We start from the raw sequence: 23,479 nt of genomic DNA, 5'->3' as shown, positions 1-23,479 counted from the left end.
TCACATAGATTTGAAAGAAGCCGGTTTATCCGGCTTTTTTTGTGGCTTTTTGTAAAAGTCCTGTGATTAATGCACCAGCATATCCCTTAAAAAAGTCAGTTGGTAAATACCCGCTACATAGATGAGCGACCAGATCAGCGAGGAGATGCCCATAAAGAACAAGATTCTTGCCGTGGGCACTTTGAACGAAAGCGCTAGTAAACTTCCCCCTATCGGAGTAAAAATCAATGGTGTTAACGCCGCAATTCCTTTGATTCCAAAGCGTTGCCAAATATCCACCGCATAGCGAATACGTTTCGAGAATAGTTTGGGTTTTGAACTGCGGTACTTAGCAACTAATCCTAAAATAGCTTTACCCGCGGTGATAATAATCGTTACCGTAGCCATCGCCCCTAACCACGTAAATAGCACAGTCTCATACCAAGTTAAACCAAGGCTAAAACCCGTGATAGGCCCTGCAATAAACTTCAATCCCGTGGCGATCATTACACCAGAATAGGCTGCCCAAGACATTATTTCGCAGATTGATAGATGGATTTACCTTCGTCTAAGAAGCTAACAAAGTGAGAAACATTCGCATCAAAAGCGACCGGTTGAACCATAGGCTTATCATCCTTACGAGGATCTAATAAAACGTAATGCGGTTGCGCGTTTGAGTTGAAGCGGGAGATTTGAAAGTCGAGGTTTTGGTCCCCTAAGGTCTTCTTCTCCTGTCCATCCACTTTCGACGTATACCACTTATCTGCCGGCAATTCCGTTTTGTCATCGCAATACAAGGCCACGACCACATAGTCATTTTTTAGTCGCTGTAAAACGGAAGGATCAGACCAAACGTATTCCTCCATCTTCCGACAATTCACACAACCGTGCCCCGTGAAGTCGATAAACAAGGGTTTGTTTGCTTTCAACGCAGCCGCTTTCGCCTGCTCGAAATCAAAATAACCATCCAGGCCTAAAGGCAATTCTAAGAAATCACTGTATAAAACGTCGCTTTTTTGTGCGGTAGGTTCCGCTGCTTGCGAACCCTTAAAATCTTGTGAATTCATCGGTGGCAACCAGCCCGAAAGCCCTTTTAACGGCGCTCCAAACATCCCCGGAACCAAGTAAATGACAAAGGCTAATACCGCCGTCGCAAACAAAGTACGTGGAACCGATAAATTCTTCGATGGGCCATCATGTGGCAAGGAAATCTTGCCAAATAAATACAAGGTCAAGGCCGTAAAGATCGCAATCCAAATCGCTAAGAAGATCTCCCGATCCAACAGATGCCAGTGGTATACCTGATCTGCTATGCTTAAGAATTTAAACGCAAGCGCGATTTCTAAGAAGCCTAACACCACTTTCACCTCGTTCATCCAATTGCCGGATTTAGGCAATTTCTGCATAAAGCCCGGGAAGATCGCAAACAAGGTAAACGGAATCGCAAAGGCTAAGGAGAAACCTAACATCCCGATGATTGGTTTCAAGAAGGCACCTTGGGAAGCCGCAATTAAAATGGATCCAGCAAGAGGCCCTGTGCAAGAAAAGGACACTAATACTAAGGTGAAAGCCATAAAGAACACGCCGATGAATCCGCCTTTATCCGACTTCGCATCTACGGTGTTCACTAGATTCGATGGCAATACAATTTCAAACGCACCTAAGAACGAAATACCGAATAAGATAAATATCGTAAAGAAGAGCATATTCGGGATCCAATGCGTGCTCAGGAAGTTCGCAAAACTTGCACCCGCGAAGAAGGCTAAAAGCGTTCCGAAAAACACGTAAATCAACACGATAAATCCTCCATATAAAAAGGCTAATCCTTTACCGCCCTTTTGCTTCGTGAAGAAACTTACGGTCATCGGGATTAATGGATAAACGCAAGGAGTTAATAGGGCTAAGAATCCGGCGCCCAAGGCAATCCAGAAGAAAGCGAAAAGGGAGTCATCTGCGGGTGCTTCAGTAGGTGTGGCCGCAACGGTAGGTTTTGCCACTACGGAGTCCACAGTCACCGGCTCGATAACGGGAACGGCAGCCGTGTCAGCGGAAACAACCTTCTCCGCCTTTCCCTTCAAGCTAAATGACCCTTTGATAGGAACGCAAAGTCCAGAAACGTTCGAGCAAGATTGGGAATCGTAGGAACCCTCAATCGTGTAAGCCGAGGCGGTAATTTTGATTTTTTGGCGAAATTCTGCTTGACCCGTGAAATAGGTATAGGTCCCATTCCAAATCTCCGTATCGTTTTTCGAGTGCGGATTAATCGCTTTCAATTCACCCACTGTTTGGTAACCAGCACCTGGCTTAAAGGTAACGGTCGTTACCGTGGGGCCTAGATCTTTATCAAAATCAGAGGAGTACAAATACCAATCCTTTTCAATCGCGACCTTAAAAATAACTTCTGCCTGCTCCCCCACTTTCGGGTTTGCGGGCTTGATGGACCAAGACCATTTAGCGGGGGTAATCTTCTGAGCAAGGGCTGGAATAGCCAAGAAAGCGAACAAAAGAAAGGCGATATATTTTAATTTCATGTTTGTCTCAAAATGCAAAGTCAAAATTAAGAAAAAAGCGCAGAAACGCGCGTGATATTTGTCTTATTATAAGGTCCTTTCATTTTTCAATTTGGAGAAAAAAGCGTATTTTTGACCTTTCAAATTGTAATCCAGAACCCATTCTTTTTTATGGCATCCACTTTCCCTACACAACGAGACAAAGAAATTTTTGACCTGATTAACCAGGAGGCACATCGCCAAGAATTTGGCATTGAATTAATCGCCTCTGAAAACTTCACATCGCCACAGGTGATGGAAGCACAGGGAAGTGTTTTAACGAATAAATACGCGGAGGGTCTTCCTGGAAAGCGTTATTATGGTGGCTGTGAAGTAGTGGATGAAGTGGAGACCTTAGCGATTGAGCGTGCGAAGCAATTATTTGGTGCGACTTGGGCAAACGTTCAACCGCACTCTGGCGCGCAAGCGAATGCGGCGGTATTCTTGTCGTTCTTAAACCCAGGCGATAAAATCTTAGGATTTGATTTGTCACACGGTGGTCACCTTTCACATGGTTCACCAGTGAACTTCTCGGGTAAATATTTCCAAGCGTTCTTCTACGGTGTAGAGAAAGAAACAGGATTGATCGATTGGGACAAAGTAGAAGCAACTGCCTTAAAAGAAAAACCAAGATTGATCATTTGTGGAGCGTCTGCTTATTCTCGTGATTGGGATTATGCCCGTCTTCGCGCGATTGCTGACCAAGTAGGAGCGATTTTATTAGCTGATATTTCACACCCATCTGCGTTAATCGCAAAGGGTTTATTAAATAACCCAGTTCAACATTGCCACATTATCACGACCACGACGCACAAAACACTTCGTGGACCGCGTGGTGGTTTGATTATGATGGGGAATGATTTTGAGAATCCGTTTGGCTTCAAAACCTTAAAAGGAGAATTGAAAATGATGTCTGCGTGTTTAGATGGCGCCGTGTTCCCAGGAACGCAGGGTGGTCCATTAGAGCACGTGATTGCTGCGAAAGCCATTGCATTTGGCGAGGCATTAACTCCTACGTTTGAGGCGTATGCAAAGCAAGTGCAGTCGAATGCGCAAGCGATGGCGAAGGCCTTTTTAGCGAAAGGTTACGATATCATCTCAGGCGGTACAGATAATCACTTGATGCTAATCGACTTACGTCCGAAAGGATTGAGTGGTAAATTAGCAGAGAATACGTTGATTCAAGCCGATATTACGATCAACAAAAATATGGTTCCATTCGACGACAAGTCTCCATTCGTTACTTCAGGTATGCGTGTGGGAACGGCGGCGATGACGACGCGTGGTTTGAAAGAAACGGATATGGCTCAAATCGTGGAAATGGTCGACAAGGCCTTGATGAACCACGATAACGAGGCGGTATTGAAATCAATCAAAGGAGAAGTAAATGAGTGGGTGAAGCAATTCCCCTTATACCTATAATAACACATGGCAACAGATCAAGATTTTGACGATTTCGACGACGATGACGCATCGGATGGCACAGAGATGTCCTTCCTAGGTCATTTAGAAGAATTAAGATGGCATATTCTGCGATCTGTTGCTTCCTTTTTTATCTTCGCAGTGGCCGCTTGGTTCTTCCGTGAATTCATTTTCAGTTCGATCATTTTAGGTCCCACGAAAACGGATTTTTATACGAACCAAATCCTGTGTCAAGCCGCTGACCTCTTCAACATGCCTAGTTTGTGCATGCAGAAGGCTGATTTTATACTTCAAAGTAGAGAGGTTTCAGGTCAATTCATGATGGCCCTAACACAGTCGATCATTGTAGGTCTTTTATTTGCGTTCCCCTACATGTTCCACGAATTGTGGCGCTTCATTAAACCAGGCCTAAAGAGCAAGGAATTGAAAGCGGCTCGTGGGGCGGTATTTTGGGTTTCTGTATTGTTTTTTAGTGGGGTTGCTTTCGGGTATTTTGTGGTGGCACCTATGGCCATTAACTTCCTAGCGAACTTTAAATTAGATCCGAGCATCCAAAACCAATTTGACATCAACGATTACATTTCTTTGTTATCGATGTTAACGTTGGCCTGCGGAATCACCTTCCAATTACCGATGGTAGCCTTTGTGTTATCTCAAGTAGGCATTTTAACCCCGTCCTTCATGCGGGAATATCGCAGACATGCCCTTATTGTCATTTTTATCGTGGCGGCGATCATCACTCCTTCTCCAGATGTGGTTTCACAGCTTTTAGTGGCGTTCCCACTTTTAGGCTTGTACGAAATCAGTATCGGCGTTTCAGGTCGCGTCTTGAAGCGCAAAATGAGAGAAGAAGAGATGGAATCGAATTCTTAATCGAATTCTCAACAACAAACGAATGAATTATTTATCGGCGGAGAATATATCACGCAACCTAGGCGAAAGATGGGTGTTTAAAGGTTTATTTTTTGGCCTCCAAAAAGGCGAAAAAGTAGCCCTCATCGGAAAAAACGGCACGGGTAAAACCACCTTGATGGAATCCCTGATGGGGATGCAAACGCCAGACGAGGGAAAAATCTCCATCCGCAAAGGAATTCGCGTAGGTTACCTACCTCAGAATCCCATTTTCGCCGAAAACGAACAAGTCCTTAATTACCTGTTCTCGGACGATTTACCTAGCGCAGTTGCCATCAAATCCTACGAGAAAGCGATGCTTTCTGGCGATTCAAAAGAACTGGAAGACGCCTTCGCCTTAATGGAAGCCCATAACGCATGGGATTACGAGGCACGTGCCAAACAAATCATCAGCCGCTTAGGCATTCCAGATGGCGACCAAAAGGTTTCCACCTTATCTGGGGGCCAAAAGAAGCGTCTTTCCTTGGCTAAACTTTTGATCGAGAGTCCAGATATTATGATTCTGGATGAGCCGACTAACCATTTGGACATCGAAACCATCGAATGGCTAGAAGGAATCATGTCCGGCCCTAATGTCACCGTTTTAGTCGTCTCCCACGACCGTTATTTCCTAGACAAGGTCTGCAATAAGATGATGGAATTAGCCGACGGCTCCATCTATACCTACGAAGGAAACTACGCCTACTTCTTGGAGAAAAAAGCTGAGCGCGAAGCATCTGATGCCAGCAGCGTTTCGAAGGCAAAAAACCTCTACCGTAAAGAACTCGAGTGGATGCGCAAGCAACCCAAAGCGCGTGGAACTAAGTCCCAATCCCGCATCGATGCCTTCTACGAAACCGAAGAAAAAGCGAACAAAAAACTAGACGACAGCAAACTGGAACTCAACATCCAAATGTCCCGTCTAGGTAACAAGATCATCGAAATCAACCACCTAAAAAAGGCTTGGGGAGACAAGAAGATCATCAATGATTTCACCTACACCTTTAAGAAGAAGGACCGCATCGGTATCGTAGGCAAAAACGGCGCCGGCAAAACGACCTTCCTTCAACTCTTAACCGGATTAGAACAACCTGATTCAGGCACCATCGATCCAGGTGAAACGCTAGTGGTAGGTTATTATACCCAAATACCATTCGATTTCCGCCCAGAACAACGCGTCATCGACACCATCACAGAGATCGCAGAAGTCATTCCTTACGGAAAGAACGAATCACTCAGCCCAAGCCAATTCTTGAGCAAATTCCTCTTCCCTACTGCTCAGCAATATACTCCGGTAGAAAAGCTGTCAGGTGGCGAAAAGAAGCGCCTTCAATTAATGCGGGTGCTGGTAAAGAATCCGAATTTCTTGATTCTAGATGAGCCAACCAATGATTTGGACTTAGACACCTTACAATTATTAGAAGACTTCCTTAGCGAATTCCAAGGCTGTCTACTTTTAGTTTCCCATGATCGTTATTTCATGGACAATCTAGTCGATCAATTAATCCTAGTGGAAGGCGAAGGTGAAGTGAACTTCTTTAACGGAAACTATACCGATTACCGCACGGCCTTAGAAAACAAAGAAAATGAGCCAGCTGCTAAGCAAAGTCCTGTAAAAGCTCCATCGACATCGGCTCCCGTAGCGGCAGCACCTAAAGGACCTAAGCTTAGCTTCAAGGAACAAAAGGAGTTTGAAGAGTTAGAAAAAGAAATGGCGGCTTTGGAAATCGAGAAAGATTCCTTCGTCGAAAAACTCAACCAAGGCTCGGAAGACTTTCAATTGTTAACCGATTGGGCGAAAGCCATTGAAGACATCAAGAATAAGCTGGAAGAGAAGGAGCTGAGGTGGCTCGAGTTATCGGATAGATAAGCTAGCTGAATTTACAAAGACCGAAGAAAGATATTCTTCGGTCTTTTTTTCTTCCAAAATTGTTTTTTTACAAAAAAATTCTACTTTTGACCAGTGGACTTAATCATTCTTGAATTTGAGGTCCGCATGTATCGCTTCATATTATTGAAATATTTCTGTTTTAATAATCCTGTTCTCCCCCATCATAATTTGTTTTAATCACCCAACGTATGGATGGTTCTCACCTATCCTCTATTTTGGCTTAGCTAAAAAAGAGATAAAAACATCTTTTATTATGGAAAACAAAGTACACTTTTCTCCCTTCACTTTAAGTGAGTTTCGAATTTTTCATTTGGCCAAAGAAGGTCTTTCCAAACTGTTACTCGGGCTAATTTTTCTGTTCGTTTTGAATTCCTGTAGTAAGGAAGCTACATTGGATGAAGTAAGTCCTTCTTCTGTTGAGACCATTTCTGAATTAAAAACATGGGCAACAAAAAATGACCGTTTAAATCAGGCTAATCTAATTGAATGGAATTACTCCACTCCAATTACCTTATCTGATAGTATCAAAGGATATGCGGCTCCTGTGAAGACAGCATCTGGATACAAAGAGTTTATTACTTTTGAGCTAGGCGGAAAAAGACACGGATGGTACAAGTCTTACAACAGATTAAATAGTACTGATATGGGGATCGTGATTCAGACAGTAGAGGGAAAAACGTTAAGATCTGGATTTATACGAGAGAAAAGTGCAACTGATCCCAAAGGTAAGTCCACACCGATGCGTGAAATGAATTTAGACATACCTATAGATTGGATGCTTATAGAAGAAATATTAGGCATTATGCTGGAAGATGTTACCGTAACGGCACCTAGATTAAACCAAGGGGGTGGTGGGTTTTATTTTGGAAATGTCAGATTCGATATGAATACTTTTAATTATTATTTTGAAGCTGGTTTCTTTAATGCAGGAAATTTCGGTGGGGGTAATTCTCCGTATAGTTTTGTTGATTATAATTACACGGAATTCGAAGATAACTTTACCAATCCTTGTTTTTCAAAGGTTTTAACTAACTTAAAAACACATAATTTTCATGGAGTAATAGGTGATATCATTAAAAAATTTGTCAATAGCCCTACCTTCAATTTAAAATTCTCAAATGAACCAGTAATTTGGAATGACAATAAAACACATAAATTGGACGGGGGTTACTACGAAAGTAGTAATACGATTAAGTTAAGCGAAAGTTCACTATCCCAAGCATCACAAGAGTATATTGCTGCAGTTTTAATTCATGAAATTTTACATGCTAAGATCGGTAAAACAGAACGAATTGATCACACAACAATGCTTCGAGAGTATATTTTACCAGCAAGCGAATTTTTGCATTCCATGTATAATAATATTAGAGTAGATCAAGCACAAACTCTATTTTTACGTGGAGTATCAAAAAATGCAGACGGATACTCTAATGTCGTGTCTATTCCGAAATCAATTGAGATTGAAATAGAAGCTGAACTTTTGAAATTTTATTTTGGCCATTCATGTAATTAAATTTTAATGTTATGAAAAAATCAATCATTTTGTTAGTTATCATATCGTCATTTACTGCTTTCTCACAAAAAAAATATCGAATTCATCCAGAAGGCACACAAATTTACGACCTATATGAACACATAACCTCTGGCTTAAAGATAGACTCCACCGATAAACTTCAATCTGGATGGTTATTTATTAAAGTTGAAAAAACGGGTAAAGTATCTGACTTCAAAGTAAATGGATTCTTTGATGAAAAATTTGTCAATGTTTTGAAATCTAATATATACAACCCCAAGGCACCCTGGTTGAAAAAAAATAAAAAAAAATACATCTGGTATATTTTACCAATGACTTTTGGGCAAATACAACCTAATTCCACTCCGAAAGATGTACAATTAGGAATTTTAATTCAGTATTATAATTTAAATGCTTTGAGAGAGTATATGATTAGTGAACCTGGGCATGTTGTGCTTTTAAATACACTTAAGGAGCTGACTAATGAAGGAATGCGCGAACTTAGAATTTGAATTATGGGAAACACTGCTATTAAAAGATTGCTTTTATGCATTCTAGTTACCTTAGTATTTGAACAATCGTACTCTCAAAGTACTATTGAACCTAAACCATTTTCCTTTAATTTAAGAAAGGATACTAGTTTACCAGAGGAGTATAAGCTAATTAGTTTTATTAATAATTATGAACTGAGTTATTTGAAAATGGAAGACGACAAACCATCTTTCAATATTTTTCTTTTCAAAGTTAATGGTGATGGAAAAATTTCAGATATTTGCCACTTAGGGGAAATGCGAAAAACATCATCAGATGCAATTAAATCAAGAATAATTAAAACAGAACCTTTTTGGTCATTACCGAAAGATGTCAAAGAATATAAGTGGGTTGCAATTCCCTATTTTTATGGTAATTATGAGTTGTCAGATCTTCACGATAATAGTAGAATGTTCCTCTCTGGATTGAAATATTTTGAAAAGCTTTCAGAGATACTTGGATCAGATAGTAAAAATTTATTTTTAACACCTCCCTTGGGAATTGGTACATTAATGAAAGAGTAGATGACTTTTAATGAATTTAATTCAGGACTCCAATCTTTATGGCTATAGTAGAACTATTATTTAGAGAGGACATTTACCCCATAAAAAAAGCCCCGATCGCTCGGGGCTTTTTTCGTTTAAATACTTCCTAACTAATTCTGGAAGTTCAAATTCATCAAAGCGTATAACGCTCCTTCTTTCACTTTGTCATTCACAAACACCAAGTAGATATCGTGTACACCTGAAGTGTTCAGAGGGAAATTGTATGCTTTAGTTGCGTTTACTTCAACAGAACCCAACAATGGACCTGTTACGCTACCTGTTCTGAGCTCTAATTGACCTCCTACTGTTTGACCCGCCATATAAGTAGCCATAACAGAAAGGTTCTTGATACCCGTTAAGTCGATCGCATCGTAACGAGCATATCCGCCCGAAGCAGTTGCTACTAAGATTTCGCCAATTCCATCTACTTTGAACTTCATCGTTTTAGCTGTTGCATCTGCGCTTACTGCAGGGAACTTCGCATCACGTAAAGTAACGACTTTAGAACCTGTTACCGGCGCAATTTTACCCGCTCCTTTGTCTGTGTACATCGCACGGAAGATAAATGTTCCTGGCTTTCCTTTGTCTTGTGGGACATATTGTCCAGCCACTGGCTTAGATGCTTTTTTCTTGTCTGCTAAACCTAAGATGTATTTCACCATCTCACGTGCATCCGCTACGGAAACTTGTGGGTGAGCTGCCATCGCATTCTCTCCCCAAACTCCACCACCACCAGAGATAATCTTCTTCGATAACTCATCGATGTTTTGTGAGCTCGCACGGTATTTCTTACTTACATCTGTATAAGAAGGTCCTACTGACTTCTTATCGATCGCGTGACACGTCTTACAATCCGACAAATCGATTAAACGCTTACCTGCAGAAAAGGAAGTATTCGCTTGGTGACCTTGTGCAATTACGGTCTTGTCAAATCCTTCTAAATAATCAATTTGCATAATGACATCGTCTTCCGCAATTTTCTTATTCGCTAAGCTTCCATCCTCTTTATCCTGAACCGAAACTTTGTAAGTTACCGGCTTGTCATTCCAATAGAATGATTTGTTACCTTCAATAGTTACATCTACCGCTGGCACTTCATTACCCGCTGTGATTTTGATCACTTCAGAGTTTGAATTACCCGCTGCATCTTTCACCGTCAATTTCACATTGTAAACACCTGCTTTCGCGAAAACGTGTAGTGGATTTGCTGCAGTGCTAGTACCACCATCGCCAAAATTCCAAGCATATTTGATCGCATCGCCATCAAAATCAACGGTGCCCGCTGAAGAGAACTTCGCTTTCAAAGGTAAAGCACCTACCGCTTTATCAACAGCCACCTTCACTTTAGGTGTTCTGTTACCAGCATTGTATTCAATCTTGTAAAGAGCTGCTTCTTCACTTGCTGCAAACCAGTTCGGACCATACTCTAAACCGTACATCGTACCGTTTTTGTCAAACTCTAAATCCATCGGATGAGAGAAAGTCGTATTAGGCAAGAAGCGCTCCATTTGAACGAAATCACCTTTCGCATTCATCGAAACGGTGTAGATCATATCGCGTGACCAATCGTAGGCGAAGAATTTACCATCATAATAAGCTGGGAATTTCGTCTTCGATGTTACTGGAAAATCATCACGGTAATAGATTGGGCCAGCCATGGCGTTACGAGAACCTTTTGAAATAACGGGGCCAAATTCAGGTGAATCTACATATGGGTAGTAGATGAACGCTTTTTGAGCCGCTGGTAAATGCGAGAATCCTGTGTTGTGAGGAGAATTATTAATAGGCGCTTTGGGATTATAAGTTGCCCAAGTGCTGTCCTTCGCAAAATCACGTTGGTTGTAGGGACGGTTATCCGCCACGAACAATGGCCAGCCAAAATAACCTGCCTGACGTGCTTGATTCACTTCATCGTGTCCACGTGGACCATATTTCTTCGAATCTTCACCCGCATCCGGACCTACTTCACCCCAATACAAGAAACCGGTACGCTTATCCACCGAAATACGGTATGGATTACGGTTTCCCATCACATAGATTTCTGGTTTAGCATGGTAGATACCCGCTGGGAATAAATTACCCTCTGGAATCGTATAACCTCCTTCTGGAGTGGGTTTAATACGTAAAATCTTTCCTCTTAAATCATTCGTGTTAGAAGAAGTAGCACGTGCATCCCAGCCCGAACGTCCTGGACGGTTATCCATCGGCCCATACCCATTTGAGTCAAATGGATTTGTGTCATCTCCTGTAGAAAGGAATAAATTACCTGATTTGTCCCAAGCGATCGAACCTCCAGTATGGCAACATCCGTCGCGCTTAACAGGTACTTTTAAAAGCACCTTTTCAGAACTCATAATCAACGTATCCTTCACGTCATCATACGTAAAACGAGATAAGTGTTGTGCCGTATCTGCTTTGCCTGTTTGAGGAGAATAGAACAAATACAACCAGTGATTCTTGTTGTAATCAGGGTCGATATTCACACCCATTAAACCATATTCGAATTTAGAGAATACGTCCAAATCAGCTACGACCTTCGTCTTTCCCTTTTTAGGGTCATACATCTTTAATTTACCCTTGCGCTCTCCGAAAAAGATTTTTCCTCCGTCAGTTACGGCTAATTCAGTAGGCTCGTCCAAATTGCGATCTAAAACCACTTTCGTGAAACGATTCTCCTCTGGAGGCAATTCTGAACGTAGTTTCTTCGTATAATCCTGAGCTGGACCTGAGGCTAACCATTGCAAAGCACCCCATAAATGTTGTACTACAATAGGCTCTTCAAAAGACTCGTGTGTGTGACCCCAGTTCGTATAGAACGCACGGCCACCGTCGAATTCGTGGTACCAAGCCATTGGGTGGAAATCACCCATTTTACCATCAGTATATGATTTCTCATCTAAGGTAATTAACACTTTAACGTCTTTGTTAAAGTTCTTTGTGTCATAAAATTCATCCGTACGATCAAACGTCTCAGGCATGTGCGCCGTCGAAATGTGTGTGCGATCTACTGCGGTAAATTTTCCTTTTTGTACATTCGGACGACCTGGGTGTGAAGCAAATTGGCCACCGGCTAATTTTGTATACCAAGCCCAATCGTATTCCGTATCTGTTGCCGCGTGAATACCTAAATAGGCTCCACCTGCTTGAATGTAGCGCTCAAAAGCGATTTGTTGCACATCGTTTAATACGTTAGAAGTCGTGTTTAAGAACACCACCACGCGGTATTGTTTCAAATTTTTCTCTGTGAAGTTCGCTGCGTTTTCAGTCGTATCGACAGAAAAGCCTTTCTCTTTGGCCATCTTAAACAAGGCAACTTGACCCGGTTTAATAGACGAGTGGCGGAAACCTTTCGTAGAAGAGAAAACTAAGATTTTCTTACCTGCTAATGGATTAGCCGCCTGTGCAAATACAGAAAGCGTAGAAACCAATAAGGCAAAAATGAGAGTGATTCGGAGGATCCCGAACGAGGAATTTTTCATGTTTAAAATAAATAGGTTTGGGACAAAGTTAGGGCAAAACAGAAATTTTCGGCTACATTTAAGAAAAAATTTATCAAATCAAGCTATGAAAAAATATATCGCAACCTTGGCGCTCGTTTTCGCCTCGTTTTTCGCTTATTCTCAGGTCTCTTGCTGCTTCGTAAAGAAGGATGGAATGCAGCTTTTGGCCTCTAATAAGACCTTTATTAAATCTCACGCACTACCTAAGCCTTATCACCACGTGAGTAAAGCAGGTGGCGTGATGGTCGAATTCAAGACGCCGGATGATCAGATGGCCAAAGGTTTCTACATCCCAGCAGACAAACCAACCGAATACACACTCCTTGTTTTCCAAGAATGGTGGGGATTAAACGACCACATCAAAAGAGAAGCAGAGCATTTCTACAGCACTTTAGGCAACGTAAATGTCTTAGCAGTGGATATGTATGACGGAAAAGTGGCTACAACCCGCGAAGATGCCGCTAAATATATGGGCGGTGCTAATCCAGCTCGCTTAGAAGCAATCATTAAAGGCGCCATTGCCTTTGCTGGACCGAAAGCGAAGATCGCTACGGTGGGCTGGTGTTTTGGCGGATCTTTATCGTTAAAAGCTTCCATCTTAGCGGGCAAACAAGCCGCTGCTTGTGTCATGTATTACGGTATGCCGGTGAAAGAAGTGGATCAATTACGTTTATTAAACACAGACGTTTTAGGCCTTTTCGCGGGTAAAGAACAATGGATTAACCCTACCGTGGTGAAAGAATTCGAAGCGAATATGAAGACAGCTGGAAAAGGTATTCAAACTAAAATCTTTGATGCAGAACACGCTTTCGCAAATCCATCTAACCCCGCTTATGACAAAGCCGCTACGGAAGAGGCTTGGGGAATGGCCATTAATTACTTCAAAGCTCGTTTAAAATAATGCGCTATCTGATCCTATTATTGTGTGTTTCGATGTTAGCCGGATCCTGCGCGAGCCGTCGCTATCAGGCGAAACCATACAAGAAAAAATGGTCCTTATTTAAGAAAAATGCCTGCGACTGTCCTAATCTCCGATAAGGGGATTTAGGGCAGAAGCTGCGGGCGATCCTGGAGCTAAACCTTGCAACCACCGTTGGCGATCTGCCTCTTGGTTCGGATTTTGCGGTTCCATCACCCGTGCCTCCGCGTCCATATAGATGATGGTCATTACTTCTCTCATCTTAGTCGATTCATTTCCAGGGGCATTATGCAATGTCCAGCCTAAATGAAAGGTGGCATCACCCGCTTTCATGTATTTTTGGGCCACAATAGCGTATCCTTGTTTAGCCACATAATCCCCTATCAGCACCTCTGACTCATCGGAGATTTGTAGGCGCGGCAAGTCAGCTCCGGATGATTTCGAGGCAAATGTAAGCATTCCCATTCCCTCTTCGATATCCACCAAAGGCATCCACATCGTCACCGTTTTAGGCGTATCTAAAGGCCAATAGTATTGATCCTGATGCCAAGGGGTATGGCCGCCGCCGGGTTCTTTGAACAAGGCTTGATCGTGGTACAAACGGACCTGTTGAACTCCTAATAATTGAGCTGCGACTGAGGCGAAACGTTTTGCCAGCGTGAACTCCTTCACTGTTTCAGAACTCTCCCACAAATTCATCATCTGCAAAAAGGCCTTTCCGTACGTATCACGTTCTTCCATCGGCTTTTGCTGCGCCCTAAAATCAGCTGCCCAGTCCAAAATCGCCTGACGATAGGGCTGTAATTCAGCGGCAGAGATTAATCCAGGAATGTAGGCGTGGCCATTCGCAGTGAAATAGGCTCTTTGCTCAGGCGAGACAGAAAAGGGTTGGTTTAGCATCTTTTTTCTTGCAAAGATTTCGGAAAATATTTTAGCGGGCTACCTTTATTTTGGCCAAAAAAGATGCAATTTTACCTTTTTACGAATCCCCACACTCCGAAAGGCTAAAATTAAATGAAAGCACAGCGCGAACACCTCACCTCTGGATTTCAAATCAAACATGTGAAACAGTCCCGTTTTGACGCACCGTACCATTTCCACCCCGAATTAGAATTAACGCTCATTATTGCAGGCGAAGGCAAGCGTTTCATTGGAAACCAGATTACGGATTTTAGACCGGGCGATCTCGTTTTACTAGGCGAAAACCTACCCCATTGCTGGCAGAACCACCAGAAAGATTGGCTTTTAGCAGATCCAGATCCGGAAGGGGCGCAGGCTTTGGTTATCCACTTTAGGAAAGATTTTCTGGGAGAGGAATTTCTCAGCCATGAAGCCTGTGCCGGCTTGAAAAATTTGTTCGAAAAAGCGAAAACGGGATTCTCCATCGTGGGACCTACGCAAGATAAGATTGCGCGAAATATGCTGGCTCTGGCAGAGATGGCGCCGTTTCCACGACTTTTGGCCTTCTTACAAATCCTACATACCATCGGAATTTCCACCGCGGATGTGCAGGCCATCGATACAACAGAAGGAAATTATGCGATCGCGGAAGGGGATCTTGAGCGGATCAATCGGGTATATGCGTATGTCATCGCGAATTATACGCAAGAAGTGCATTTAGACGAGGTGGCGCATTTAGCCAATATGACCGAAACGGCTTTCTGCCGGTATTTCAAGAAAGTGACGAACAAAACCTTCGTCGAATTAGTGACAGAGTTTCGGGTGAAACATGCTTGCACTTTATTGCGTACGACGAATAAACCGATGATTGAGGTGTGCTTTGAGAGCGGTTTTGGCAACATTTCCCATTTTAATAAGCAGTTCAAAGCCTGGATGAATACGCCTCCACTGCAATACCGTAAAATGGTGAACGAATGGCATTAAGCCTCCTTTTTCGCAGGAAATAAAACACTCAACAGAATACTGATCGTCAAGATTCCAATGATCACCCCTAAGGAAGATAGCGTCCCAAAACCCCATTCTTCCAGCTTCGAATGCGCTAACATTTTGCCTCCCACGAAGCTCAATAAAACGCCCAAACCCATAGGCAAGAAACGGAACAAGCCCATTAAACTAGAGAGAAAAAAGAAAAGGGAACGAAGTCCCATCACGGCAAAAACATTAGAAAAGAAGACGATATAGGGATCTTTCGAGATCGAGAAAATCGCTGGAATAGAATCCACTGCAAATAAAATATCGGTAAAGGCAATGACAACCACGATCACAAAAATGGGAGTCATAAATAATTTCCCTGTCTTCATGCGCACAAAGAATCGCCCAATCACATTACGCTTATACACATTAAAATACTTCGACAAGATCTTTACAACCGGATGTTCACCCGGTTCGATGTGCTCTTCCTCTCCAGAAGAGAAAAGAATTTTCACCCCTGTATACACTAAAAACGCCCCAAAAACGTAAATAATCCAATCGAATTTCTGCAATAAAGCCGCGCCCAAGAAGATAAAAATCAAGCGCAAAACAATCGCGCCCAAGATCCCCCAAACGAGGATTTTCTTGTAGTAACGCTTTTGGACTCCAAAAGAATTAAAGATCAAAATGAACACAAAAACATTATCCGCTGACAGCGAATATTCGACTAAATAGCCCGTAATAAATTCCAATGAAAGGTTATTCTGAAAAATCGCTAAGGCTTCTGAAAATGAGCCATTCCCTAAATCGATGTGCGAAGCATAGGCTTGCTGAACGGCTTTTAAGCTCGCCATATCCGTTATCCCGTGGACCATCGCCCCGTTATACCCTAAGAAAATATAGAACGCGATCGCTAATAACACCCACATCCCGGTCCAAAAACCGGCTTCCTTAAACGTGACTTCCGCCGCCGTATCCTTCTTGAATACTCCTAAGTCAATCAACATCACGGCCATCACACCCACCGAAAAAAGAAGAAAAAATAGCGTTTCGCTCATAAATATTTAATTTTACACTTTGGCCGCACAAAGGTCGCAAAAATAGCTTAGAAAAAATATGTACGAAGGCAAAAAGGTCATTGTCGTTATGCCCGCTTACAAGGCAGCGCTAACCCTGGAAAAAACATACCATGAAATCCCGCACGATTGGGTGGACGAGGTGATTTTAGTCGATGACCACAGCCCTGATAATACGGTAGAAGTGGCGAAAGCGGTAGGCATCAAGCACGTGATCAGACACGATAAAAACTTGGGTTATGGAGGGAATCAAAAGACTTGTTATACCAAAGCTTTAGAGCTGGGCGGTGATATCGTCATTATGTTACACCCTGATTACCAATACACGCCTATGTTGTTAAAAGCAATGATTTCGATCATTGGGAATGGCTTGTATCCAGTGGTTTTTGCCTCTCGAATTTTAGGAAAAGGCGCATTAAAGGGAGGCATGCCCATTTACAAATACATTGCGAATCGTCTGTTGACCTTGTTCCAGAATATCATGATCGACCAAAAGCTTTCGGAATACCACACGGGATACCGGGCGTTTTCGAAAGAAGCTTTGGAGGCCGTGAAATTCACAAAATGCGACGATGATTTCATCTTCGATAACCAGATGGTCTTGCAACTTTTCTGGAAAGGTTTTGAGGTAGGTGAAGTTACTTGCCCTACGAAGTATTTTGACGAAGCTTCATCCATTAATTTCAAACGCAGTTCCATCTATGGTTTAGGCGTTCTTTGGTATTCTGTCCGTTACCGCCTCGCGAAGTGGGGATGGAAATGGGATTTAATGAACTAAAAAAAAGCCTCAGATTTTACGGTCTGAGGCTTTTTCATTTAGAATCGGATACTTGCTCCCAGCAAGAAATTAAATCCGGCTTGCGGATAATAGAAATTCTCGGTCGTCGTCGCTCCCCCATAACGGTACGAGTACGTGTACCCATTCGAAGAGTATAGCTCGTTTAATACATTGTTCAGCAATAGCGTAAAGGCCGGGCCTTTCTTCATCGTATATTTCAATCGAATATCTTGTGTCGAGTAGGCTTTTAAGGAGCGCCCTTCATTCGATGTATTGTCCAAGTATTGTTTCCCCACATATTTGCTCAACAAACTCGCTTCGAAAGCGCCTACGGAATAGGTCAGCGTATTTCCTGCGATAACGGACGGAGAATAGGCGATATCGGTATTTCCGTGATTAATCACCACCTGATCATAGGTATCGTAGTCAGTCATTTTCTCTTGGAAATTGCGGATACGGTTTTGGCTTAACGTCAAATTGCCATTCCAAAATAAGCGCTTCGAAAGCTGGTAATTCAACACCGCCTCGACACCCAAACGGTAACTCGACGCCGCATTTGTGCGAATCGCCTCACCCACCGCATTTACCGCGCCCGTTAAAACGAGTTGATCTTGGTAATCCATGAAATAGCCATTCAATTGAAAACCGTATTTCGCACCGCTACGCTGGTAACCTAGTTCATAATCCTGCACGTATTCTGGACGAGGTGCTGTTAAAGGGTTGTCCACAAAATCCTGACGACTCGGCTCTTTGGCACCCGCCGAAACTGAGGCGTAAATTTTTGATTGATCGGAGATCTGGTGCGTTAGACCGAATTTGGGGTTAAAGAAGGAATAGCTTTTGTCATTCGCTAACACTAAAAACTTATCCGCCGTCCCCTGCATCACATGACCTACCGTGCGGTATTGTAAATCCAGATAGGCATTCCAGCGGTCAGATAGAACCACATTCGTTTTTGCATAAAGTGTCATATCCGTTTTTTGCGAGCGACTGCGGTACCATTCGACTCCAGGCAATGGATCTACTAATACTCCATAATGACGACCGATGTAGCGATTCCATGCCCCTCCAAAAGTGAATTTGAATTTCTGCGAACCTGTGTAATGTAAGGCAAACGTCGAACCGTAAAAGTCATTGTCTAGCCATTTGCGGCGAATCACATTCGCAGTCACAATCGACGTAACGCCATAATTCAACATATCTGCATCGGGCTTGTATTCCTCATAATACCCACGACCATACGTATAATGGGCATTTAAATCCAGATTCCAAACCTCCGACAAGCGGTGATTTGTAATGAATTGCACGTGATCTTGGGCATAATTATCCGTCTGATTATCAAACGTATAATAATTATAGGTACGACCACTTTTTAACAAATTATCTGCCTCCGCTGCGGTTAAATAATTCCGATCGATATACTCTTGCATACCTGATACGGAGCCGTTGATGCGACTTTCAGGCGTTCCATACCAAGACTGATACGTCTTTTCTTTGCCGGTAAAGTAGTTTAAACGGATGAAACTTTTTGTGCCAAAATACCCAGCAGAAACATAGGCCGATTGCAAATTAGACGAAGCGCGATCGATGTAACCATCCGAAACGATGCGAGACAAACGACCATCGATGGTAAATTTTCCACCTAAAAGACCGGAACCTGCTTTGATGGTTGTTTTCAACGTCCCAAAAGATCCGCTTGACGCATTCACTTCGCCATAAGCCTTAGGTTCATAGCTGTTCGTTTGCATGTTCACTGAACCCCCAAAAGCACCCGCTCCGTTCGTCGAGGTTCCCACTCCGCGTTGGATTTGGACTGAATTCACCGAACTCGCAAAGTCGGGCATATTCACCCAAAAAGTACCCTGCGATTCCGAGTCATTTATCGGAATACCATTCACGGTCACATTCACACGGGTTGCATCAGAACCACGAATACGAATTCCTGTATAACCCACGCTAGCTCCAGCATCTGAAGTAGTAACAACGGAAGGCGTGAAATTGAGTAGTTGAGGCATATCCTGGCCTAGATTACTTTTTCCTAGTTCGGCAGCCGATACATTCGAATAAGCCATCGCCGAATTTTCATCCGCCCGCGTCGCACGAACCACGACTTCATCTTGCAAGAAATTGGATTTTTTCAGCGCGATTTGATTGGCTTGCGCTGCGACGATTTCAACTGGCTCATAGCCGACAAAGCGCACGACTAAAACGGCCTCAGAGGAGACGATTAAATTGAAATGCCCTTTCGCATCCGTCACGTTTCCTTTCTGACTTCCTTTCACTGAAACGGAGGCACCCCATAATGGAGCTTTCGTTTCTTGATCGAAGACGATTCCTTGGATTTTTTGAGCCCAAAGAACTTGCACACACAAAATAAGCGTAATAATAAGCGTTGTTGCCTTTTTCATTTTTTTGAATTTTAGCAACAGGTAAAGGAGCCAAATCCTGTTATGATTTAACTTTTTAACCCTTACATTGATGATTTTTTTGAGTTTTCAGCGCTAAAAACTCGACAAAACCCCTTCGACGGCACTACCCGCATCAGGTTCAATGGGTATAATCTCAGCCTTTTTTACGGGCACCCCTTTTTGTAGATGCACAAAGATACAAAATTTCCTACCTTTGCAAGCCCTACGTAAATTTTGTAGGGAATTTTTGCACGTATGATCGTCAAAGAATTTCTCAGTATCTACCAGAGCGACGGAATTGTCCAAAGCATTTCTGACAAGATAACTACGTCCAAACCGGGCGAATCCATCCACCTAAAAGGCCTTTGCGGCTCCCTCGACACCGTTTTGATGTCTGCCTTTCTAAAAGAGAAGCAACCTTTCCTCATCATCTGTGAAGAAAAGGAAGAGGCACAATACGTCTACAACGACCTGCAGGCCCTCATAGGCGACACGGCTGTCATCTTGTTTCCGATGTCCCACAAGAAACCCTACGAATGGGAAGAAGTGGACAATGCGAATGTCCTTTTACGCGCGGAAGTACTCAATATTTTAAGTAATTATTCGGGCCAAAGTCTCGCCATCGTTTCCTATCCGGCGGCGATGACCGAGAAGGTGATTAATCGAAAGTCTTTGGTCAAAAACACCTTATCCATCCGGGTAGGAGATAAAATAGATCGCAATTTCGTAGCCGAAACGCTGAACGAATATGATTTCGAACGAACGGATTTCGTCTACGAAGCGGGACAATATTCCGTTCGCGGAGGTATTTTAGACGTCTTCTCGTACGCGGCGGAATATCCTTACCGCCTCGATTTCTTCGGAGATGAAGTAGACAGTATTCGTACGTTCCACCCAGAAACCCAGCTTTCCATTCAATCCGTTTCTGCGATGCACCTCATCCCCGATGTGCAAACAAAACTGATCCAGGAGACGCGAGAATCCTTTTTCACGTTCTTACCAGAAAACACGAAGATCTGGATCAAAGACCTGAGCATCCTAAGCGATGTGTTAACGGAAAATTTCGAAAAAGGAACAATGGTCTACGAGGTCAATTCGTCCTCAGATATCAATCTATTAAACAAACCAGAGGAACGTTGGGAGACCGCAAAAACCAGTAGAAAATCCTTGCAAGGCTTCGCCTGCATCGAATATGGCAAGCGGTCACACTTGAAAAACTCGGAAACGATCGTGTTTCCAGCTAAGAATCCTGGCGCCTTCCAAAAGGACTTCGAGCGCTTAGCTACAACTCTATTGGACAACCAAACCCATGGTTTTCACAATATCATCAGTTCAGAATCCCCGCGGCAATTAGAACGGCTCGAGGTGATTTTTAACGAAATCAACACGAGTATTCAGTTCAAGCCCTTGCAAATTTCGCTTCGCGAAGGTTTTGTGGACGAGCAAACCAAGGTGGCCTTTTACCCGGACCACCAGCTGTTTGAGCGCTACCACCGCTATAAGGAAAAGAATAAGTTCTCGAAGAACAAGGCCTTAACCCTAAAGGAACTGAGGTCTTTACAAGTGGGTGATTTTGTCACGCACATCGATTACGGGATTGGTCGTTTTGCCGGATTGAATCTAGTCGAAACTGCGAACGGAGAGCAAGAGGTCATTCGCCTGATTTACCGCGATGACGACGTTTTATCAGTCTCGATTCATTCTCTGCATAAAATTTCGAAATATTCCGGCAAAGAAGGAGCACCTCCCTCGATGTCGAAACTAGGTTCACCGGATTGGGATAACAAAAAATCTCGGGTGAAGAAGCAGGTGAAGGATATTGCTAAAGAGCTCATTTCCCTTTATGCCAAACGCAAAAACGCGCCAGGCTTCGCCTTCTCCCCAGACACTTATTTACAAGCCGAGCTAGAATCCTCGTTCTTATATGAGGATACGCCGGATCAAGCGAAAGCAACGATTGACGTGAAAGCGGATATGGAGAAACCGCATCCGATGGATCGGTTGGTGTGTGGAGATGTGGGTTTTGGGAAGACGGAAATCGCGATTCGCGCCGCCTTCAAGGCCGTAGCAGATTCGAAACAAGTGGCCGTCCTCGTGCCCACAACGGTATTAGCGATGCAACATTACCGCACCTTCCACGACCGTTTAGCCGCGTTTCCCTGCAAAGTGGAATACGTAAACCGCTTCAAATCAACCAAACAAATCAACGAAACTCTAGCCCGCGTGGCGAGTGGCGAAACCGATATTTTGATCGGAACACACCGTCTCGTAAATAAGGACGTGCATTTCAAGCAATTGGGCTTGATGATTATCGATGAGGAACAGAAGTTTGGGGTGAAAGTAAAAGACCGTTTGAAAGAAATGCGGGTAGATGTGGATGTGTTGACTTTGACAGCCACTCCTATTCCTAGAACACTCCATTTCTCTCTAATGGGAGCGCGGGATTTAAGTATCATCGCCACACCTCCGCCCAACCGCCAGCCGGTTGAAACGAAATTAGTTGTCTTGTCTGACGAAATCTTGCGTGATGGAGTAAGAGAAGAAATTAGTCGTGGAGGCCAAGTCTTCGTGGTCTACAACCGTATTGGAGAACTGGAAAGCATTGCGAACCGCATTTTGCGTTTAGTTCCAGATGCTAAAATCGCCGTCGCACACGGCCAAATGGAGGGCGACCAGCTCGAAAAAATCATGATGGGCTTCATCGAAGGCCACTACGACGTACTTGTTGCGACAAACATCATTGAATCCGGACTTGACATTCCGAATGCGAATACGATCTTCATTTTAAATGCCAATAACTTTGGGCTTTCAGACCTGCACCAAATGCGAGGTCGCGTAGGTCGATCCAATAAAAAGGCCTATTGTTATTTAGCCACGCCGTCTTTAGCGAATTTAACCAGCGATGCGCGCAAGCGTTTGAGTGCGCTTGAGGAATTCTCGGATTTGGGCGATGGCATCAAAGTGGCGATGCGCGACTTGGATATTCGCGGTGCCGGAAACTTGTTAGGTGCGGAGCAAAGTGGCTTTATCAATGATTTGGGATATGATATGTACCATAAAATTCTAGATGAGGCGGTGCAGGAATTGAAGGAAAACGAGTTCAGAAAACTATTCGAAGTCGATTTAGAACAGGTGGCAGAAATGCTCAAAGTGGACTGCACGATCGAAACCGATCTGCGCGTTTTGATTCCTGAGGAATATGTCCAAAGCATCTCCGAACGCCTCGCCCTCTACACCCGTTTGGACGAAATCGAGGACGACGAAACGTTGGCAGTCTTTATCAAAGAGATTAAAGACCGCTTCGGCGATTTACCGAACGAAGTTCAAGATATGATTGAATTAGTGAAGTGTCGCTGGAAGGCTCAATTGTTGGGAATTGAAAAAATCCTCTTAAAAAACAATAACCTGAAGTTCCATTTCGTTTCATCGGAGTCCGCTCGACCGCTCGACCAAAGTCTCATTATAAAGGTTATTTCGTTTGTCAATAACAAAAAGGGGCAATGCCAATTAAGAGAAAAAGCAGGAAAAATGATTCTCCAAATCGACAAGGTGAGTAGTATTCAAGAATTAAATACTATTTTAGTGGATATTTTAGGGTAATTAAT

Annotated in this window: 17 protein-coding genes and 1 riboswitch; of the genes, 11 read left to right on the top strand and 6 right to left on the bottom strand. The window is 43.2% G+C overall.

Annotation, left to right across the window (positions count from 1 at the left end; translation table 11 throughout):
• Positions 1-66: 66 nt before the first annotated feature.
• Both SKC35_RS08685 and SKC35_RS08680 read right to left on the bottom strand, forming a co-directional pair.
• Positions 67-513 carry a hypothetical protein gene (locus SKC35_RS08685; protein WP_223131033.1) on the bottom strand — a complete coding sequence of 149 codons (447 nt, stop codon included), beginning with the start codon at positions 511-513 and terminating at the stop codon, positions 67-69.
• The gene (locus SKC35_RS08680) at positions 513-2,510 is read right to left on the bottom strand and encodes a protein-disulfide reductase DsbD family protein (RefSeq protein WP_377979008.1); all 1,998 of its coding nucleotides are present in this window, start codon (positions 2,508-2,510) and stop codon (positions 513-515) included. Before SKC35_RS08680 ends, SKC35_RS08685 begins: the two co-directional genes overlap by 1 nt.
• Positions 2,511-2,660: 150 nt before the next feature.
• On the opposite strand from SKC35_RS08680, the gene glyA reads away from it, so the two are divergent.
• The 6 genes from glyA (at position 2,661) to SKC35_RS08650 (ending at position 9,300) form a co-directional block, all read left to right on the top strand.
• Positions 2,661-3,950: a serine hydroxymethyltransferase gene (glyA, locus tag SKC35_RS08675; protein ID WP_377979007.1), complete on the top strand. Its 1,290-nt coding sequence runs from the start codon at positions 2,661-2,663 to the stop codon at positions 3,948-3,950.
• Between the two features lie 6 nt (positions 3,951-3,956).
• The gene (tatC, locus tag SKC35_RS08670) at positions 3,957-4,823 is read left to right on the top strand and encodes a twin-arginine translocase subunit TatC (protein WP_377979006.1); all 867 of its coding nucleotides are present in this window, start codon (positions 3,957-3,959) and stop codon (positions 4,821-4,823) included.
• A 22-nt stretch (positions 4,824-4,845) separates the two neighbouring features.
• The gene (locus tag SKC35_RS08665) at positions 4,846-6,711 is read left to right on the top strand and encodes an ABC-F family ATP-binding cassette domain-containing protein (RefSeq protein WP_377979005.1); all 1,866 of its coding nucleotides are present in this window, start codon (positions 4,846-4,848) and stop codon (positions 6,709-6,711) included.
• A gap of 274 nt (positions 6,712-6,985) precedes the next feature.
• Positions 6,986-8,245 carry a hypothetical protein gene (locus tag SKC35_RS08660; protein WP_377979004.1) on the top strand — a complete coding sequence of 420 codons (1,260 nt, stop codon included), beginning with the start codon at positions 6,986-6,988 and terminating at the stop codon, positions 8,243-8,245.
• An 11-nt stretch (positions 8,246-8,256) separates the two neighbouring features.
• Entirely contained in the window at positions 8,257-8,757 is a 501-nt protein-coding gene (locus tag SKC35_RS08655; RefSeq protein ID WP_377979003.1) for a hypothetical protein, read from the top strand.
• Positions 8,758-8,760: 3 nt separating this feature from the next.
• A complete protein-coding gene (locus SKC35_RS08650) occupies positions 8,761-9,300 on the top strand; it encodes a hypothetical protein (protein ID WP_377979002.1) in 540 nt (179 codons plus the stop codon).
• A 131-nt stretch (positions 9,301-9,431) separates the two neighbouring features.
• Here SKC35_RS08650 and SKC35_RS08645 read toward each other — a convergent pair whose 3' ends face one another.
• Entirely contained in the window at positions 9,432-12,800 is a 3,369-nt protein-coding gene (locus SKC35_RS08645; protein WP_377979001.1) for a ThuA domain-containing protein, read from the bottom strand.
• A gap of 85 nt (positions 12,801-12,885) precedes the next feature.
• Here SKC35_RS08645 and SKC35_RS08640 point away from each other — a divergent pair, with 85 nt between their 5' ends.
• Both SKC35_RS08640 and SKC35_RS08635 read left to right on the top strand, forming a co-directional pair.
• Positions 12,886-13,722 (top strand): dienelactone hydrolase family protein, encoded by an 837-nt coding sequence (locus SKC35_RS08640; RefSeq protein ID WP_377979000.1) that lies wholly within the window; start codon positions 12,886-12,888, stop codon positions 13,720-13,722.
• A complete protein-coding gene (locus SKC35_RS08635; protein WP_377978999.1) occupies positions 13,722-13,859 on the top strand; it encodes a hypothetical protein in 138 nt (45 codons plus the stop codon). Before SKC35_RS08640 ends, SKC35_RS08635 begins: the two co-directional genes overlap by 1 nt.
• Here SKC35_RS08635 and SKC35_RS08630 read toward each other — a convergent pair.
• Positions 13,846-14,640: a phytanoyl-CoA dioxygenase family protein gene (locus tag SKC35_RS08630; protein ID WP_377978998.1), complete on the bottom strand. Its 795-nt coding sequence runs from the start codon at positions 14,638-14,640 to the stop codon at positions 13,846-13,848. The two genes, SKC35_RS08635 and SKC35_RS08630, sit on opposite strands and share 14 nt — an antisense overlap.
• A 114-nt stretch (positions 14,641-14,754) precedes the next feature.
• Here SKC35_RS08630 and SKC35_RS08625 point away from each other — a divergent pair, with 114 nt between their 5' ends.
• A complete protein-coding gene (locus SKC35_RS08625; RefSeq protein WP_377978997.1) occupies positions 14,755-15,624 on the top strand; it encodes an AraC family transcriptional regulator in 870 nt (289 codons plus the stop codon).
• Here SKC35_RS08625 and SKC35_RS08620 read toward each other — a convergent pair.
• Positions 15,621-16,676, bottom strand: a complete 1,056-nt coding sequence (locus SKC35_RS08620; protein ID WP_377979467.1) for a TerC/Alx family metal homeostasis membrane protein — start codon at positions 16,674-16,676, stop codon at positions 15,621-15,623. The genes SKC35_RS08625 and SKC35_RS08620 overlap by 4 nt on opposite strands.
• A 52-nt stretch (positions 16,677-16,728) precedes the next feature.
• Between SKC35_RS08620 and SKC35_RS08615 the strand changes: the two genes are divergently transcribed.
• Positions 16,729-17,466 (top strand): glycosyltransferase family 2 protein, encoded by a 738-nt coding sequence (locus tag SKC35_RS08615; RefSeq protein WP_377978996.1) that lies wholly within the window; start codon positions 16,729-16,731, stop codon positions 17,464-17,466.
• Positions 17,467-17,504: 38 nt separating this feature from the next.
• Here SKC35_RS08615 and SKC35_RS08610 read toward each other — a convergent pair whose 3' ends face one another.
• The gene (locus SKC35_RS08610; RefSeq protein WP_377978995.1) at positions 17,505-19,874 is read right to left on the bottom strand and encodes a TonB-dependent receptor; all 2,370 of its coding nucleotides are present in this window, start codon (positions 19,872-19,874) and stop codon (positions 17,505-17,507) included.
• Between the two features lie 93 nt (positions 19,875-19,967).
• A riboswitch (TPP riboswitch) is annotated at positions 19,968-20,062 on the bottom strand.
• Between the two features lie 67 nt (positions 20,063-20,129).
• Between SKC35_RS08610 and mfd the strand changes: the two genes are divergently transcribed.
• Positions 20,130-23,474, top strand: a complete 3,345-nt coding sequence (mfd, locus tag SKC35_RS08605; RefSeq protein WP_377978994.1) for a transcription-repair coupling factor — start codon at positions 20,130-20,132, stop codon at positions 23,472-23,474.
• The last annotated feature ends 5 nt before the right edge of the window (positions 23,475-23,479 follow it).

Source organism: Aquirufa originis (genome assembly GCF_042714495.1).
Taxonomy (GTDB): domain Bacteria; phylum Bacteroidota; class Bacteroidia; order Cytophagales; family Spirosomataceae; genus Aquirufa; species Aquirufa originis.
Note: the sequence above shows the minus strand (reverse complement) of the source record. Positions and strands in the feature narration are given on the sequence as shown.

What these genes read in the sequence shown, in the direction of transcription:
- SKC35_RS08685 (WP_223131033.1), bottom strand. Translation starts at nt 513, where the DNA reads ATGTCTTGGGCAGCCTATTCTGGTGTAATGATCGCCACGGGATTGAAG.
- SKC35_RS08625 (WP_377978997.1), top strand. Translation starts at nt 14,755, where the DNA reads ATGAAAGCACAGCGCGAACACCTCACCTCTGGATTTCAAATCAAACAT.
- glyA (WP_377979007.1), top strand. Translation starts at nt 2,661, where the DNA reads ATGGCATCCACTTTCCCTACACAACGAGACAAAGAAATTTTTGACCTG.
- SKC35_RS08655 (WP_377979003.1), top strand. Translation starts at nt 8,257, where the DNA reads ATGAAAAAATCAATCATTTTGTTAGTTATCATATCGTCATTTACTGCT.
- SKC35_RS08610 (WP_377978995.1), bottom strand. Translation starts at nt 19,874, where the DNA reads ATGAAAAAGGCAACAACGCTTATTATTACGCTTATTTTGTGTGTGCAA.
- SKC35_RS08645 (WP_377979001.1), bottom strand. Translation starts at nt 12,800, where the DNA reads ATGAAAAATTCCTCGTTCGGGATCCTCCGAATCACTCTCATTTTTGCC.
- SKC35_RS08640 (WP_377979000.1), top strand. Translation starts at nt 12,886, where the DNA reads ATGAAAAAATATATCGCAACCTTGGCGCTCGTTTTCGCCTCGTTTTTC.
- tatC (WP_377979006.1), top strand. Translation starts at nt 3,957, where the DNA reads ATGGCAACAGATCAAGATTTTGACGATTTCGACGACGATGACGCATCG.
- SKC35_RS08665 (WP_377979005.1), top strand. Translation starts at nt 4,846, where the DNA reads ATGAATTATTTATCGGCGGAGAATATATCACGCAACCTAGGCGAAAGA.
- SKC35_RS08680 (WP_377979008.1), bottom strand. Translation starts at nt 2,510, where the DNA reads ATGAAATTAAAATATATCGCCTTTCTTTTGTTCGCTTTCTTGGCTATT.
- mfd (WP_377978994.1), top strand. Translation starts at nt 20,130, where the DNA reads ATGATCGTCAAAGAATTTCTCAGTATCTACCAGAGCGACGGAATTGTC.
- SKC35_RS08630 (WP_377978998.1), bottom strand. Translation starts at nt 14,640, where the DNA reads ATGCTAAACCAACCCTTTTCTGTCTCGCCTGAGCAAAGAGCCTATTTC.
- SKC35_RS08660 (WP_377979004.1), top strand. Translation starts at nt 6,986, where the DNA reads ATGGAAAACAAAGTACACTTTTCTCCCTTCACTTTAAGTGAGTTTCGA.
- SKC35_RS08650 (WP_377979002.1), top strand. Translation starts at nt 8,761, where the DNA reads ATGGGAAACACTGCTATTAAAAGATTGCTTTTATGCATTCTAGTTACC.
- SKC35_RS08615 (WP_377978996.1), top strand. Translation starts at nt 16,729, where the DNA reads ATGTACGAAGGCAAAAAGGTCATTGTCGTTATGCCCGCTTACAAGGCA.
- SKC35_RS08635 (WP_377978999.1), top strand. Translation starts at nt 13,722, where the DNA reads ATGCGCTATCTGATCCTATTATTGTGTGTTTCGATGTTAGCCGGATCC.